Below are 16605 nucleotides of genomic sequence, written 5' to 3'. Positions count from 1 at the left end.
CCGTACGTTTAATATTAAGCGTTAGCGTTAATGCTAAGCAACATTAATTCACGTAATGCGACCGAAAATTTCGCAAATTCATGAGTACTACTGGTTTTGAATTCCGACATCATACTATACCAGCGCTCTAATAGAGCCTGATTATGTTCCATCCATGTACCTAAAATAATTTCTGCATCATCACATTCAAGTGCACCATTTAGCAAAACTGTTGCCAACGCACGTTGTTGCCAGTCAAGTTCTTCACGATAAGATGCTCTAGCCAATGCTTGCCAATGATTCGACACTGTTTGATGGTTTATCTGTTCCAAGAACCAATGCAATTCTAAACGCGAACCTAATTTGAAATATAAATTGGCCACCAATTTAATACTGCGACCTTCTGCTTTAGCAATTTGTGCCAAATCTAAACATGGGAACAAATTACTTAAGCTTGATACTTTGTAAGCGATATCTTTAGGTACACCTTCCTTGGTCAATCGTGTACAGTTTTCTTCAAGTTCACTGTATTCGTCTTCAACCAAATAGTCTTTTAGATTTTTAAACAAGTCAGCAAACGTCGACTTGTAACTGTCGATGGCATCTTGAATACTCATGGATTTCACGCCGTGGCGTAAATACCAACGAGATGCTCTGCGCAAAGTACGGCGCATACTTTCAAGCATCGACAGCTGAGTATTGGCACTAATTTTGTTATCTAACGCTTCCACGTCTTCCCATAACGATTCCATGCCAAAGATGCCTTTAACAACACAATAGGCATTGGCAATTTCATCTATCGTGGCGCCCGTTTCTTCTTGCATACGAAAAACGAAATTCATTCCCATGTCATTGATCAAGTTATTGGTCAACTTGGTGGCGATAATTTCTCTACGCAATGGATGTTGTTCCATTTGAGCCGCATAACGTTTTTGCAAGACTTCAGGAAAGGCGCCTATCAACAATTTTTGATGATAAGGGTTCTCAGTGATCTCAGGTATGTTGAATCGTTCTTTCAACATCATTTTTCCATAGGCAATCAATACTGAAAGCTCAGGACGGGTCAAACCTTGAGACGCGGCTAAGCGATCGGATATTTCATCATCAGTGGGAATGAATTCAATCTCACGATTTAGATTGCCTTCTTTTTCTAAGTTATGGATAAAGCGAAGTTGCTCTTTTAACTGACTACCGCCGCTTAATTGAGTAATGGAAATAGACTCAGTTTGACGATAGCAATCTTGGATCACCAATTCGCCCACATCGTCCGTCATTTCAAACAACAAGTTATTGCGTTGTTTCAGGGTTAGGTCCCCTGCACTAACCAGAGCATTGAGTAAGATCTTGATATTAACTTCGTTATCAGAACAATCTACACCGCCTACATTGTCAATGAAGTCAGTATTAACGCGACCACCGTTGCGGGCAAATTCGATTCGCCCAAGTTGGGTCAAACCAAGATTACCGCCTTCCCCTATGATTTTCGCTCTCACCTGAGCGCCGTTAACGCGGGTATCATCATTGGCTCTATCGCCAACTTGTGAGTGACTCTCTTTACTGCTTTTTACGTATGTACCAATGCCGCCGTTCCACAGCAAGTCGACTTCCATCTGCAATACGTTATGAATAAGCTCGTTAGGGGTCATGGTTTGTTGTTTGGTCCCTAACCATTTTTTCATTTCAGCTGTTAGCTTGATAGATTTAGATGCGCGGCTAAATACATCGCCACCTGTCGAGATCAGCGACTTATCATAATCATCCCATCCCAAGGATGGGTTTTCGAACAAACGCTTACGCTCTGCATAACTGGTTTTAATATCAGGGTCGGGGTCAAAGAAGATGTGTAAATGGTTGAATGCACATATTAATTTAGTGTGCTCTGACAACAACATGCCATTACCAAATACATCACCCGCCATATCACCAACGGCGACACAGGTGAAATCTGTGGTTTGACAATCAATATCCATTTCTCGGAAATGACGTTTAACAGACTCCCATCCACCGCGCGCGGTGATGCCCATTTTCTTATGGTCGTAGCCAATACTGCCACCGGATGCAAACGCATCACCCAACCAAAAATTAAATTCTTCTGAGATCCCGTTGGCAATATCTGAGAATGTCGCGGTCCCTTTATCTGCAGCAACAACCAAATAGGCATCGTCTTCATCTAAGCGCACAACTTCTTTAGGATGAACAATATTACCATCGACGATGTTATCGGTTATATCTAACAAGCTACGGATGAAAATTTTGTAACAGGCTTGGCCTTCTTTTTGAAACGCTTCGCGACCTTGATTTAGCGGCAGATTTTTACATACAAAACCCCCTTTAGCGCCCACAGGAACAATCACGGTATTTTTAACTTGCTGCGCTTTAACTAAACCTAATATTTCAGTACGGAAATCTTCTTGTCTATCAGACCAACGCAACCCACCACGCGCGACTTTTCCGCCACGAAGGTGTACACCTTCTATACGCGGTGAATATACAAATATCTCAAATTTCGGACGAGGTAGCGGCATATCAGGGATGAGCTCAGGCAACATTTTAAATGAGGCGTAAGATTTTTCATTGCCTTGGTCATCACTTTGATAAAAGTTGGTGCGTGTTGTGGCCAAGATCAAATCCAAGTAACGACGAATAATACGATCATCATCCAGATTCGAAACATTATCTAAGTGCTTTTTCACCTCGTTCAATAAAGTTTCTTCGCGTTTATTAGAACGACGCACTTTGGGGTTATAACGTTGGTTAAACAAAGACACCAAAATTTTGGCAATATCTGGGTAATGAGCCAAGGTGTTAGCGATATAGTCTTTACTAAATGAACTGCCAATTTGACGCATGTATTTGGCATACGCACGCAGAATAGTCACGTTTCTACCAGGCAAGCCAGCCCCTAACACTAAACGGTTAAACGCGTCATCTTCTAATTCATTCGACCAAACCTTAGCAAAGGCATTTTGGAAAAGTGTTTGAGCACGCTCTAAGTCCATGCGATTACTGGTACTGTGCAACATGGAAAATTCCATGATCCAGTTTACTTCCCCGTCACTGGATTTCACCCGATAAGGACTTTCATCAATTACTCGCAGACCAAAGTTTTCCAGCATGGGTAATACAGCGGATAAATGTATTGGTTCATTCTTGTGAAATAGCTTTAACTTGACGACTTCGCTGTCGTTTGTCTCTTCTTGTGGACGATAGAACAACATGTCCAAAGTGTGCTCAGCACTGAGTAACTCGATTTTTTCTAAATCAACTAACGCGGCACTAGGAACATTATGCTCTTTGTAACTTGGGGGAAACGCATCGTCGTACTTTTGTTCAAGCACTTTGCCTGCGGCTTCACCGTAGGTAGAACGAATGGTGGCGGTTAACTTATCGTTCCAACTTTTTGTGAGCTCAATGATGTTCTTTTCAATTTCCTTCACATTATATTCCGAATTGTTGTCTTTCACTCTAACGATATATTGCGTTCTGGCATACACAGATTCTGAGAAGTAAGTGGTAAACTCCACTTCTTCTTGGCTGTTAAATGACTTTTGCAGCAAAACTTGGGTGTCTTTTCGCAATTGGGTGTTGTAACGCTCTCTTGGCACATAAACCATACAAGAAATAAAACGCCCGAACACATCTTTACGCACAAACAAACGCGAAATCCCCCTTTCCTGCATTTGGAAAATACCCAAGGCTATTTGTGCTAACTCATCTTCGCTGCCCTGCAATAGCTCATCTCGGGGATAGGTTTCAATAATGTTTAAGAATGCTTTATGACCATGAGAGTCTTTTTCAAAACCGGACTTTTGACAGATGTTATCAATTTTATTTTGTAGTACAGGTACTTGCGTAGCGCTACTGTTATAAAATGAAGCGGAATAAAGGCCAATGAAGCGGTCTTCTCCTACAACATTTCCTTGAGCATCGAAGCGTTTTATACCGATGTAATCCATATACGCTGGGCGATGCACACGGGAGCGACTGTTCGTTTTAGTCAACAGTAACGGGTGATTACTTAACGCTTCTTCTCGAGCTGAAGCTGGAATATTAGATAACACTCGCTCGCGCTCACTGGCTGAGTTTTTCATCAACCCTAAACTCGATTCGTTATCGGCTAACCAACGGTAGTCTCCTTTAACCGCTTTCGCACTGTATGAGCGATATCCCATGATGGTGAAATTATGATCATTTAACCATGTTAGAAATTTTATGGTTTGCTCTTTCTGTTCTTCTGATGCCGGCGACGGGCTAGTCGGAAACGCTTCAATAATCGCATTGAGCTTATCACTCATTGCATTCCAATCTTGCACCGCCAAGAAGACTTCATTCACCACAGACATTAACTCTGTAGCGAGGGCGTCTAGAGCTTTCTTGGTTGTCTGACGGTCTACCTCAATTAAGAAAATTGTTTCCTTTTTTGCATCTTTTACTGTCTTTTTGCCATCAACGAAACCACTAAACTTATGCTCCTCATCACGTTGTAATGTGATTGGGCTGTGCAACAACAAATGAGCGGTAACACCCATTCTGTTAAGCGCCATACGCACTGAGTCTACTAAAAACGGCATGTCCTGAACCAGAATTTCAACGATAGTATGGGTGGACTGCCATCCATGCTTACCAACTTCAGGGTTGAAGACACGAATAATTTGCTTACTGGCATCAAAGTTTAAAAACTTATTCCACAGACTCAATGTTGCACCGTAAAGATCGCTGTCATTGCGATTATCAAGGTCTTCTGGGGAAATATTGTTGAACAAAATACGCGAGAAATTTTTTACAAGGTCAACTTGGGATTTATCGACTTTCTTCTCAATGAGTTTGACTACGTTTTCTAACAAAACTGAATGCTGGTGTGTTGCAACCGTCATGAATTTACCTATTCCTTACTTTTATGGAAGTAACAGTGGTATTTAATCGATGCATTAACAAATTGTTACAGTGTTAGTTCTATCGACGACAATTAATGAGACTAGACAATAGACTGAGATATATACAGTTTTTAGCCTTTATAACGCTATTCTCGCTAAAATTTTCGGCCTTGAAAAGCCCTAAATTTACGCCGTATTTACAACTAATATAGTTATTTGAATTTCGAACATAAAAAAAGGCCTTACGGCCTTTTTTATGCAAATTTTTAAATAATTATGCGGAATTATTTTTGTTTGCGCCAAAACACACTGGCTAACGCGGGTAATACAATAATTGCCCCCATCATATTCACGATAAACATGAACGTGAGTAAAATTCCCATATCCATTTGGAATTTAAGTGATGAGAATACCCAAGTACTTACGCCAACGGCTAAGGTTGCACCAGTAAACAATACGGCACTGCCCCGCTCTTTAAGTGCTTCAAAGTACGCTTGACGCACAGCCATACCCGCTTTTAATTTCGCATTCATAGTCGATAAGATATAAATACCATAATCAACACCGATACCCACGCCTAGCGCAATAACCGGCAATGTAGAAACCGTTAAACCAATCTGCAAATACGTCATTAACGCCTGGGCTAAAACCGATACCACATACAAAGGAATAACCACCGCAAGTGTTGCACGTAAAGACTTAAAGCTCAGCAAGCATAATAGAATAACGGCCCCGAACACGTATAACATCATAGGATCTTGAGATGCTTCAACCGCTTCATTTTGAGCGGCCATAACCCCAATTGGCCCAGAGGCTAATTTAAATTGCAATTCAGGCGTCTCAAAATCAACACGATAGGCTTTTACCGCATCAACCACACGATTAATGGTTTCTGCTTTGTGATCTTCCATAAACAGAATAATCGGCATCACAGAACAATCACCATTTAACAAACCAGATGAGGTATCAACCCGCGCGATATCCTGAACTAAAGTCTGTTGATTGCGCGGAAGTACGCGCCATTTCGCGTTTCCTTCGTTGTAGCCCGCATTAATAATTTTAGCCACCGAGGCTAAGCTAACTGCAGATTGCACCCCCTCGATATTGCTCATGCGCCATTGTAGTTCGTCAATTGAATTCATCACGTCATATGAAGTACAAGCATCTTTGGTCGCTTCGACCAGAATCGACATGTAATCAGTGCTGATTTCATATTTGTCAGTAATCAAAAACGTGTCTTGATTGTAACGAGACGATGCATGAAGCGCAGGCGCACCAGCGTGCAAATCACCAATTTTCATTTTTTGGGCTTGCATCCAACCGGAACCAAATAAGACTGCGGTGACAACGAGTATAACAATCGCCACTTTCGGGCTAGAGCATGCTGCTATCCCATCCCAAAACTTATCTGCGCGATTTTCCTTACCTGCAAATTTTTGCTTATATTTTTCGCTAAATTTAACGAAAGACATCAGCACAGGCAGCAACAATAGGTTCGTTAAAATGATTACCGCCACACCCATACTTGCCGTGATAGCAAGCTCGCGAATGATACCAATATCAATAACCAATAATGTCATAAAGCCAATCGTGTCGGACAGTAGCGCCACGCCACCAGGTATTAACAAGGTGGTAAAGGCCAGCTTAGCGGCATCAAACGAGGAACTGCCTTTAGTGACCTCTTTACCGACAGAATTGATCATTTGTACACCATGACTAATCCCAATCGCAAAAACGAGGAAAGGCACTAATATCGACATGGGGTCAAGACCAAAACCCAGTAACGTGAGCAACCCCATCTGCCAAATCACCGCAATGATTGAACACAGCAGTGGTAATACGGTCAACATCAGCGATTTACAGAAGAAATAAACGAGCACTGCGGTAATCGCAATAGCGATGGCAAAAAACACCAATACGTCTTTAGCACCATTGGCCACATCACCAATCATCTTTGCAAAGCCAATAATATGTATAGAGATATCGTCGGTTTCAAACTGACCACGAAGCTGAGTTTCGAGCTCATCCGCTAAGGCCAGAGTGTCAAGCTTCTCACCCGTTTCTGGATCCAAATCCAATAATTTTGCGTTGACCATGGCACACTGATAATCATCAGACACCAAACTGCCGACAATACCTGCTTTTTCAATATTGGATGACACTTTATCTAAGCCACGTTGCTCAGAAGAATTGAAATCAGCAGGGATAACCGGACCACCTGCAAAACCACCCTCTACAATCTCAGTAAATCGCGTTGAGGATGAAAAGAGTGATTTAACCAAAGAGCGGTCAACACCATTAATGAAAAATAACTGATCGTGTACGTCTTTCAACGTATCAAAAAAGTTTTGATTAAAGATGTCACCGTCTTTGTCACAAACAGAGACCAAAATACTATTCGCACCACCAAAATCATTGACATGCTTCATGTAGTTTTGCATGTACTCATGATTAAGGGGGATATTCTTGGTAAAGCCCGCATCTAGACGGAGTTGTGACGATTGGTATCCGAGAAAAATAGTCGCTACCAAAAAGAGCAACAGAACGGCGATACGGTTTTTGAAAATCAAGGATTCTAAAAATTTTATAATATTACTCATGAACGACTACCGTGCTTGCTGCAAATGTTTAATGCCGTCGACCGACACTGCGATAATTTGATTGTTGAACAACACACCATTGATAAGCGCTTGGCCATCGCTTTGTTGCTTATAGTCAACATCGTCGCCCTGCATAGTCACCACAGCGCCGTTATTGCCAAGCAATACCGTACGAGACTCGTCCACAGAAACAATACCGTTCATGGATGCCTTGCTACCTGAGTCAACAGCTTGCCAGTTTTGCAATTCACTGTTGTAACTAAATACATTTCCGCGTAGACCTGTGGCAATCAGATCGCCAGACTCGGTTTTGGCGATGTTAAAAAAGGAGCCATGATAGTCAATATCCATTCTTTTCCACGTTTGGCCTTTGTCTGAACTCATCGCTAGCAGGCCTGCTTCACCAGCTAAATAAACCTCATTGCCAGAAACAGAAACACTGTTTAAGTGAGGTAAAATGGCGGCGAGTTCTTCCTGGTAAAACGCTTTATCTTCAAGGCGTAATTCATTTAGATACTCTTGGTCAGCTTGATTCACAAATTCGGCGTGTAATTCATTACGCCATGATTTACCGCCATCTTCAGTCCGCAAAAACGCGCCATAGGCGCCAATCGCAATGCCCTCATTTTCATTGAAAAAGACAACGTCCAACAATGGGCGTTCTTGTTCTGGAGCGAAATGTTGTATTTCCCAATCGAGGCCATTGTTTTGAGTATGTAAAATGATGAAGTCATGACCGACTGCCCAGCCTTGTTGGCCAACAAAATAAACGCCAGTCAAAGTCGATGTTGACGGTACATCCATCTGTTGCCATGCCCGACCATCATTTGAACGAATAATGTGTCCGCGTTCACCTACGGCAATAAGTTGGTCACCGCTGTGGGCGATATCAAGTAATAAAGACTGGTCAACGAGAGGGGCTTGAAAACTACTCTGAGCGGCTTGGATAGACGCTGAAGGCGCAAGTAAAACGGCAATCACTGCACTTGCAAGGGATAATTTCATAGTAATTGAGTTCCATAAAAATGAAAACGGTTGGCAATGGCCAACCGTTCTTTCTCGATTAGCGTCTACCGGCTCGGCGCATGGCCTCAGGGGTAAATTCGCGATCTTTTAAATCTACATTAAATTCATACATTTTCTCTTCATTATCTAATCCTAAAGCGAGATAACGACGAGAGTTCAAGTCATGATAAACATCTAATGTCGACCACTGAGTAGGAACTTCATAATAGTTAATACCATGAGATATGCCTACACGATACAACTCGTTACGATTATCGTACATGTCAGCAACTTGGATCTGCCAGCTGTCTTCATCAATAAAGAACACGCGTTTTTGATAAATATGACGAAACTCAGGTTTAAGTGTCGCTTCCACAACCCAGACGCGATGTTTCTCAAAGCGTGTTAAATCTGGATTGATATGACCTGGTTTAAGAATGTCTTCGTACTTCACTTTATCACTGTGTAGGTGGTAATTATTATAAGCAACGTACAATTCTTGCTTACCTTTCAACTCCCAGTTGTAACGATCTGGGGCACCATTGAACATATCAAAGTCATCGGATGTTCTTAAGCCATCTGACGCCGTACCTGGGGCATCATATGCAACGTTAGGAGCACGACGAACACGGCGTTGACCTGTGTTGTATGTCCATGCTTGACGCGGTTCACGAATTTGGTCCATGGTTTCATGTACCAATAAAGCAGTACCGGCTAAACGCGCAGGAGACGTAACACTTTGCTTAAATTTCGAAATGACGTTTTCTTCGAGCAGTTTCTCGCGTGTCGCGTCTTTTGCCGAGTATTTTTGAATCAACTCTTCGTCAAAACCGATCACGTTGTAATCGCCAGATGCAGTCGGCGCAGCCTGACCACCAAAGCGTTTTACCGTTTCACCGCGATAGCGCAAAATATGGTTCCATATTGCTTCTACCCCATTTTGCGGAATAGGAAATGGAATACCAATTGCTGCATTTTTGACGCCGTTGCCACCTTGGATTAATTCGGCCATGACCGCATTTTTAGCCGTTTCATCATACACAAACTGAGGTAAAGACGCTGAACGACGGCTTTCATAAACCGGCATCTTATATGTGTCAGGATATGCCTTGAACAGTTCTTTTTGACCATCACTTAAAAACGCTGAGTATTCTTGGTAATTTTTAGCGGTAATAGTAAACAACACTTTATCATCAGCATATGGGTCAGGGTGAAAATCACCTTCTTTATAACCCGCTGGAACTTCGGTAATACCACCGGTCCACGCAGGAATACTGCCGTCAGCGTTGCCCGCTACAACAGCACCAACTGGCGACAATTCAGCGCCTAGTTTAGCGGCTTCAGTTTCAGATACCTTGGCTTGAATCAAGCCAGAATTAAATGTTAACGCCATTGCAGACGCTACGAGAGCAAATTTTCTAATCATAATATAGCTCCTAGATAGAATACTTGATGTTAAAAGAGACATAATCACGATCCGACAGCTGGTTGGTGGTGCCTTGACCGCCCCAGAACGTGTTATAAGAAGCCGTTGCTGACCATTTGCTTAAATAATCAAACGTTAATGACGCGCTAGCTGATTTTCTATCTTCGATAAATAAGAATAATGGATCAGGTGTAATACCATTTACATCATGTGCAAAGGTGCCACGTGCTTGCAGATTAATACCAGCGAAAACGTTGTTGAATGACGCATTAGCCAGTAAGCGGTAGCCCCAAGCACTCGACGTTGGGAATGGGTTTGTTTCTGGGCCATCAGACAGACCAATATGCAAACCTTCTCGGGTGTTACCATCCGCGGTTGGCTCAAGCGAAGGCGTACGCACAGAACCAGGACCATTTAGTCGAATAACATTTGGATCCGGGAAGTCTTGAATGCTGACATACCCAACTTCGCCCAACACCACTAAATTATCCGTACCCAAAGCAGGGCCAAAAATATGTGTTGCTGTGACTTGCATTTGCAATGTATCAGACTCAATGTATCCCGTTGCCGTTTCCCCAGGCCCCGTTGTAAATCCTTGATATCCGTCTAGTTGAGAAATACCCGCTAAATCAGGACGTAAACCTGCAATTGCTAATTGCTGTGGCATCGCAGCATACAACAATTCAACGTCATCAAGTTGCAAAGGTTCATCTACACGATAAGCTATTTCCCCCGCAAGAGCTGTTGTACCTACATTGGTGTTAAAACTAAAGCCATACAGTTTCAAGTCTTCAGGATAAACAAACCCTGTTTTCGTGAAAGCTTTAAGGTCTGTTACATTGTCTTTAGTGATTTCAGTTGTGGCCAACATACCAAGATCAGCGGCAATACTTGCAGAAGTAAAATCAGACGTTAACCCAGAGATTAATGGGCGTTGGCTGTGGTAGTTAAGCATATAGAAATTGAACTCAGTTTCGTTCAAGTCTTCTGCATAGTAACCAATTTTTATCCCGTACTGACCTTGGTCGTCTGCATCTTCATGAGCAGAATCACTATAACCACGCACAGCCACTTTAGTTGGATAAGCTAAATAGGCCTGACCTATTTGAGCTGCATCAGCACCACTTCGTAGTAAATCTCCAAGCCCGTTCAAACTTGATAACAAGAAATCCAAATCAATATCAGGGTTACCACTAAAACCTAACTGGATATTCTGCGCTTGACCGCCTTCGCCAGCAAAGTCATTGGTTGCGAAGTAACTACCTGCTTGTGGTAATCGGCTTCGCTCCCATTGGTACTGGTAGTACATAGACAAGCTTAAATTTTCGGTCAAACCGAACTGAGCGAATACCATCCCCACTGGAATAAAGACTTCTTTAAGCTCAGCACCTGGTGCTTGAGCACGAGAGACATCCACAGGGTTGGTTGAGTTAATACCATGCTGAATGAACGTACTTTCACCCCAGCTCACCACTTGGTCACCCACTCGGAATGTGACCGGCATATCACCGATATAGAAATCAGAATAGAAGTAGGCGTCTAACAAACGTACATCTGAACATAGTTCATCATTAGCGGTAGACGAAGCACAAGGGTCTTGTGTTTTACCTGTAATCGGATTCTGCCAATCCCGCGAACTATCTTTCATTTCAAAGTCGTAGAAATACATTCCACGCATGAAAACGCCCATGTTTTTGTATTGGATATCAAGTTCATGCACGCCTTTGAACAGCGTCGAAAATGGATTTCCTTTTTCGTAGTTCAGGGTGCTTAAGTCACCATTTGTCGAGTAACCACCTGTACCTAATGCCCACACGTCAGCTGAGCTGTAAATAGGATTGGTAGCAGGGTTATAACCTGTCCAATCAAACTGTACACCGTTACTATTACCCACGCGTGAGAAATCGCGCTCTTCAACACGTATGCTGGTACCCAAAGAAAAGTTCGAGTCAAAGGTAACTGACCAATCGCCATCACTCCAACTGGCGGCTTGCGCTGGCATCATTGCTGCGCCCATAAGCCCCATCACACCTAACGCTATAGGCGACTTTTTAAACCCGAAGAATTCACGACTCATCCATACCTCCCTATTAGTTAGCACTAGGTACTAACATGACATTCAATTAAACCACTCAAATTTAACAAAATGATTACACCAAATAGCCTCGATAGCAAGTACTAATCGTACCAGTATTTAGTCGTATATCCTGTATGTTTTCAATGTGTTGCAGTATTCATTGTATAAAAAACAAACCGATTAGACTATTTTTTCTAAGCTACTTATCTTATTAGTGTCAGTGATAATTAAGCGAAATCGGCCGTGAATGCCATTATGTTGTATGAAAGGACGTAAATTTTTAGCCGGTAATTGCACTCTTTTCCCATTGTCGGCAAGCACAATTACGTTTTGTGTACTGGTTAAATACAGGGGTTCACAGCGCTCATAACTGAGCGCTAGTCGAAAGTATAGAGTTTGCATTAGTCTGTTGTGTAGTTAAGGCTCTTGCTGACTTTTTCGATTAAATCTTTACTCAGCTCTTTACAATCTGCGATCCGAGCTAATTGATAACGCATTAACTCTTGTCGTTTAGGATCAAATTTTTGCCATTGAGTTAATGGCGTAATGATGCGCGCAGCAACTTGCGGATTTACGCTATTAAGCTTCAATAGATAATCCGCTAGAAACTTGTAACCGCTGCCGTCGATAGCATGGAAACCCAGCACATTATAAAAAGCAAAGCTCCCCAATACCGAACGCACTCTGTTGGGGTTGTCTAAGCTGAACTTTTCGTGGCTGAGCAATAAGGGTAAACGCGCGAGTATATCGCTACGTTCCATATTGGCATGCAACGCAAACCATTTATCAAGCACAAGGGGATCATGACGCCAGCGCTCTTCAAACTTAACCATTAACTGATCAAACTGTTCAAGATTGCCATATTGAGCTGCTTTCAGTGCCCCTAGGCTATCCGTCATGTTGTCCGCCTGAGTAAATTGCGCGTGAAGCAATTCACTTGCATTAGGGGCATCACCCTGTACTAGATAACTCAAACTCACATTACGAAGACGCCGCTTATCGACATCGTCCGCTTTATACTGGTACGCGCCAACAGCCTGTTTATTATACAAGGCAAGCCATTTGTCAGATAACGCGGTCGCAATTAAATGGCGAACGCTGCGCTGGGCATGATATAGAGCTTCCACTTGAATTTCGTCCACTTGCTGGCTCAGAGTTTCAAAGCTCGGGATACTCATCATCGCTGCAGCCAAAGCTGGTTTAGCATCAGCTAATGCAAATACGCCGCCGATGGATTCAAGCATACTGTCGAATAACGCATTATCGGGGCTGTCGGGTGCAGTGGCTAAATTGTGGATGCAACGACTGTACAAGCTTTGACTCGCATCCCAACGGGCAAATTCATCACCCGAATACAAAATTATATTGCTTAGTTGCTGATGGGTGTACGCATAATCCACTTTCACTGGCGCACTAAAATTATGCAACAAAGACGGTGTCGGCTTGGCTTTCAAACCATTAACCGAGACTGAATGCACATCTTGTGTCAATTGAATCATCTTAGCTTTTAGTTCAGGTACGGAGTCATCGCTGATGACACCCCCCTGCTCGTCCAATAACTCGAACCGAAATGGAATGTGCAGCGCTTGCTTGGTTTTTTGATCTGCCGTAGGCGGCGTCGTTTGACTAAAGGTTATCGTATAACGACCTGTTTTATCGTCAAACTCATCGCTCACTATCACCTTAGGGGTGCCGGATTGACTATACCAAAGCGTAAACTGGCTTAAATTAACGCCAGTTGCATCTTGCATGGCCTGAACAAAATCATCGCAAGTGACCGCTTGACCATCAAAACGAGCAAAGTAAAGATCCATGCCTTTTCTGAAGCCATCCGCCCCGAGAAGGGTGTGCATCATGCGGATCACTTCAGCGCCCTTGTCGTACACCGTTACCGTATAGAAGTTGTTCATTTCGATAACTTCTTCTGGACGTATAGGATGGGCCATAGCACTGGCATCTTCTGCAAACTGATGTTCACGAATTATCTGTACATTCTTAATGCGGTTGAACACGGGTGACGACATATCAGCACTGAACTGCTGATCACGAAATACCGTTAAGCCTTCTTTTAGACTTAACTGGAACCAATCTCGACAAGTAACGCGGTTGCCTGTCCAGTTATGAAAATACTCATGCCCGATGACGGCTTCAATATTGAAAAAATCATCATCAGTAGCGGACTCTGCATCAGCCAGCACAAATTTGCTGTTGAACACGTTCAGGCCTTTGTTTTCCATAGCGCCCATGTTGAAGAAGTCCACGGCGACCACCATGTAGATATCCAGATCGTATTCTAAGCCAAACACCTGCTCATCCCACGCCATGGCTTTTTTTAGAGATGCTAATGCGTGATGACCTTTATTCAGTGCGCCTTTATCGACGTACAACTCTAACGCAACACTACGCCCGCTTTGGGTTATAAAATTGTCGGTCAGCAAGTCGAAATCACCCGCGACCAAGGCAAATAAATAACTGGGTTTATTGAAAGGATCTTGCCATTTTACCCAATGGCGACCGTCTTCAAGTTGGCCTTGATCAATTTGATTACCGTTTGAAAGCAAATGTGGGTAACGCGCCTTATCGGCATAAATGGTGACATCATATTTTGCCAACACGTCTGGGCGGTCTAGAAAATAGGTTATTTTTCGAAAACCTTCAGCCTCACACTGAGTGCAATATGCTCCGGCAGAAAAATACAGCCCTTCCAGGGTTTTATTTTCCTCAGGGTTAATGGCGGTTTCCACGCACAGGGTGAATTCATCTTCCGTAGTGGGGATTGTGAGCTGTTCACTATTCACGTCGTAATCGCTAACTAGGCTGTCGTTAAGGACGACTTTAATCAGAGTGATACTTTCACCGTCTAACACTAACGGGCGATTGTGCTTGCCATTTCGGCTGAATTGGCAGGTAGTAATTACCCGTGTTTTTTGAATGTCGAGGTGAAAAACCATATCGACGTGGCTAATCAAAAAATCGGGCTGTTGATAATCACTGCGTTTTTTAGCAATAGGAGATGAAACCGTCATAGTATCCTCTTAATATGAGCTAGGAGCCTAATATACCGTTTGATGCTTGAGCACAAAGCTTTTGCCCCACCCCACCAAACGGCATCACTTAGTCTGCTATTAGATTTTTGTCTGGGTAGCTTGATGCACTGGCACTTGTTCGTCGCCAACTTCAACCGCTACTTCAGGAATGGGAATACGCAATATTTTCACCCCAAGATAGGCGTAAATAACTGCCAATACTGGGTTAATCAAATTAAAGAACGTATACATGAAATAATCAAAAGGATGCACAAGCAACACGCCTTGCATATAGGCACCACAGGTATTCCAAGGTATGAGTGGGGAGGTAATTGTGCCGCCATCCTCCAGACTGCGAGATAAATTTAACTGATGTAAACCACGTTTAGCATATTCTTCTTTATACATACGACCTGGCATCACAATAGAAATATACTGATCAGCAGTGATTACATTGGTGCCGATACAGGTCAAAATAGTACGACTAATCATACTGCCAGCAGATTTGGCACCACGTAAAAACAGCGCAACGACCGCTTTTAATAATCCAGTACGCTCGAGCACCGCACCAAAACTCATAGCGCAGATAATTAGCCAAATGGTATTTAGCATGCTTGACATACCACCGCGACTAAGTAGCGCATTTAGATTTTCATCGGCTGTGGTAAATGCAACGCCATCGAATAACGAAGTCCATACCACAGACGCTACACCCAAAACGCCCTGTTGGCTTTCATCTAACATGCTCTGTATTACATCAGGTTGAAATATCACTGCCCACAAACCGCCCAACAGAGCACCAATGGCGACCGCTGGAAAAGCTGGCATTTTTTTAATGGCTAAGGTCAATAGAACGACTAAAGGCACTAGCATCATCCAGCTAATATTAAACTCTTGAGCAAGCAAGGTTTGCATTTGTTCGATGTTGCTCGATGTGTCTGACTCAGCGCCAGAAAATCCAATTATCGTAAACAGAATTAAGGCTATGACAAAACTCGGCACGGTCGTCCACAGCATGTAGCGGATATGCTCGAATAGTTCAGTTCCAGCGACAGCTGGCGCAAGGTTGGTGGTCTCCGACAACGGCGATATCTTATCCCCAAAATAGGCACCCGATATAACCGCACCTGCGGTTACCGCATCAGACATCCCCATTCCTGACGCTACGCCCATCAGAGCAACACCAACGGTTGCAGCTGTTGTCCAAGAACTGCCGATACTCATGGCGACAATGGCACATATCAAGCAAGTTGCAGCATAAAAGAATGAAGGATTTAACAGTTCTAAACCAAAATAAATAAGTGTAGGTACTGTGCCTGACAACATCCACGTCCCAATGAGTGCCCCCACAGCTAATAGGATCAGTATCGCCCCAAGGGACAATGAAATCCCTTTTACGATGCCTTGCTCAATTTCCGTCCAAGTGTAGCCGTTTTTTAAACCAATAACAGCTGCGACACCCATAGAAAAAAGTAAGGCAATCTGATTCGGGCCAAACGATGAGTTATCAGAAAACAAAAACACCGATGTACTCAATAATGTCACTAGAACCACTAATGGAATAAGGGCATCTAATAAACTAGGCTCTTTCTTTTGTTTTATTGTTGTATTTTCCATC

Annotated in this window: 8 protein-coding genes; all 8 read right to left on the bottom strand. The window is 43.0% G+C overall.

Annotated elements, in window-relative coordinates; all coding sequences use genetic code 11:
- Positions 1-14 precede the first annotated feature (14 nt).
- The gene (locus tag AC0VYA_RS10145) at positions 15-4853 is read right to left on the bottom strand and encodes an NAD-glutamate dehydrogenase domain-containing protein (RefSeq protein ID WP_473480382.1); all 4839 of its coding nucleotides are present in this window, start codon (positions 4851-4853) and stop codon (positions 15-17) included.
- 284 nt (positions 4854-5137) lie between these two features.
- Positions 5138-7453, bottom strand: a complete 2316-nt coding sequence (locus AC0VYA_RS10140) for an efflux RND transporter permease subunit (protein ID WP_475490924.1) — start codon at positions 7451-7453, stop codon at positions 5138-5140.
- A 6-nt stretch (positions 7454-7459) separates the two neighbouring features.
- Positions 7460-8458 carry a YCF48-related protein gene (locus AC0VYA_RS10135; RefSeq protein WP_475490923.1) on the bottom strand — a complete coding sequence of 333 codons (999 nt, stop codon included), beginning with the start codon at positions 8456-8458 and terminating at the stop codon, positions 7460-7462.
- Between the two features lie 58 nt (positions 8459-8516).
- Positions 8517-9884, bottom strand: coding sequence for a DUF1329 domain-containing protein (locus AC0VYA_RS10130; protein WP_011574810.1), 1368 nt, complete (start codon positions 9882-9884; stop codon positions 8517-8519).
- Between the two features lie 10 nt (positions 9885-9894).
- Complete coding sequence (locus tag AC0VYA_RS10125) at positions 9895-11961, bottom strand: DUF1302 family protein (RefSeq protein WP_473480376.1); 2067 nt, start codon at positions 11959-11961, stop codon at positions 9895-9897.
- Positions 11962-12141: 180 nt separating this feature from the next.
- Entirely contained in the window at positions 12142-12363 is a 222-nt protein-coding gene (locus AC0VYA_RS10120; RefSeq protein WP_006993987.1) for a DUF2835 family protein, read from the bottom strand.
- Positions 12363-14987, bottom strand: coding sequence for an aminopeptidase N (pepN, locus tag AC0VYA_RS10115; protein ID WP_475490922.1), 2625 nt, complete (start codon positions 14985-14987; stop codon positions 12363-12365). Before pepN ends, AC0VYA_RS10120 begins: the two co-directional genes overlap by 1 nt.
- 99 nt (positions 14988-15086) lie before the next feature.
- Positions 15087-16604 carry a Na+/H+ antiporter NhaC gene (nhaC, locus tag AC0VYA_RS10110; RefSeq protein ID WP_475491055.1) on the bottom strand — a complete coding sequence of 506 codons (1518 nt, stop codon included), beginning with the start codon at positions 16602-16604 and terminating at the stop codon, positions 15087-15089.
- Position 16605: the final 1 nt, after the last annotated feature.

Source organism: Paraglaciecola sp. QJM3NY_14 (genome assembly GCF_056173245.1).
Note: the sequence above shows the minus strand (reverse complement) of the source record. Positions and strands in the feature narration are given on the sequence as shown.

Coding starts and splice junctions, on each gene's coding strand:
- AC0VYA_RS10145 (WP_473480382.1), bottom strand. CDS start 4,853: ATGACGGTTGCAACACACCAGCATTCAGTTTTGTTAGAAAACGTAGTC.
- AC0VYA_RS10140 (WP_475490924.1), bottom strand. CDS start 7,453: ATGAGTAATATTATAAAATTTTTAGAATCCTTGATTTTCAAAAACCGT.
- AC0VYA_RS10135 (WP_475490923.1), bottom strand. CDS start 8,458: ATGAAATTATCCCTTGCAAGTGCAGTGATTGCCGTTTTACTTGCGCCT.
- AC0VYA_RS10130 (WP_011574810.1), bottom strand. CDS start 9,884: ATGATTAGAAAATTTGCTCTCGTAGCGTCTGCAATGGCGTTAACATTT.
- AC0VYA_RS10125 (WP_473480376.1), bottom strand. CDS start 11,961: ATGAGTCGTGAATTCTTCGGGTTTAAAAAGTCGCCTATAGCGTTAGGT.
- AC0VYA_RS10120 (WP_006993987.1), bottom strand. CDS start 12,363: ATGCAAACTCTATACTTTCGACTAGCGCTCAGTTATGAGCGCTGTGAA.
- pepN (WP_475490922.1), bottom strand. CDS start 14,987: ATGACGGTTTCATCTCCTATTGCTAAAAAACGCAGTGATTATCAACAG.
- nhaC (WP_475491055.1), bottom strand. CDS start 16,604: ATGGAAAATACAACAATAAAACAAAAGAAAGAGCCTAGTTTATTAGAT.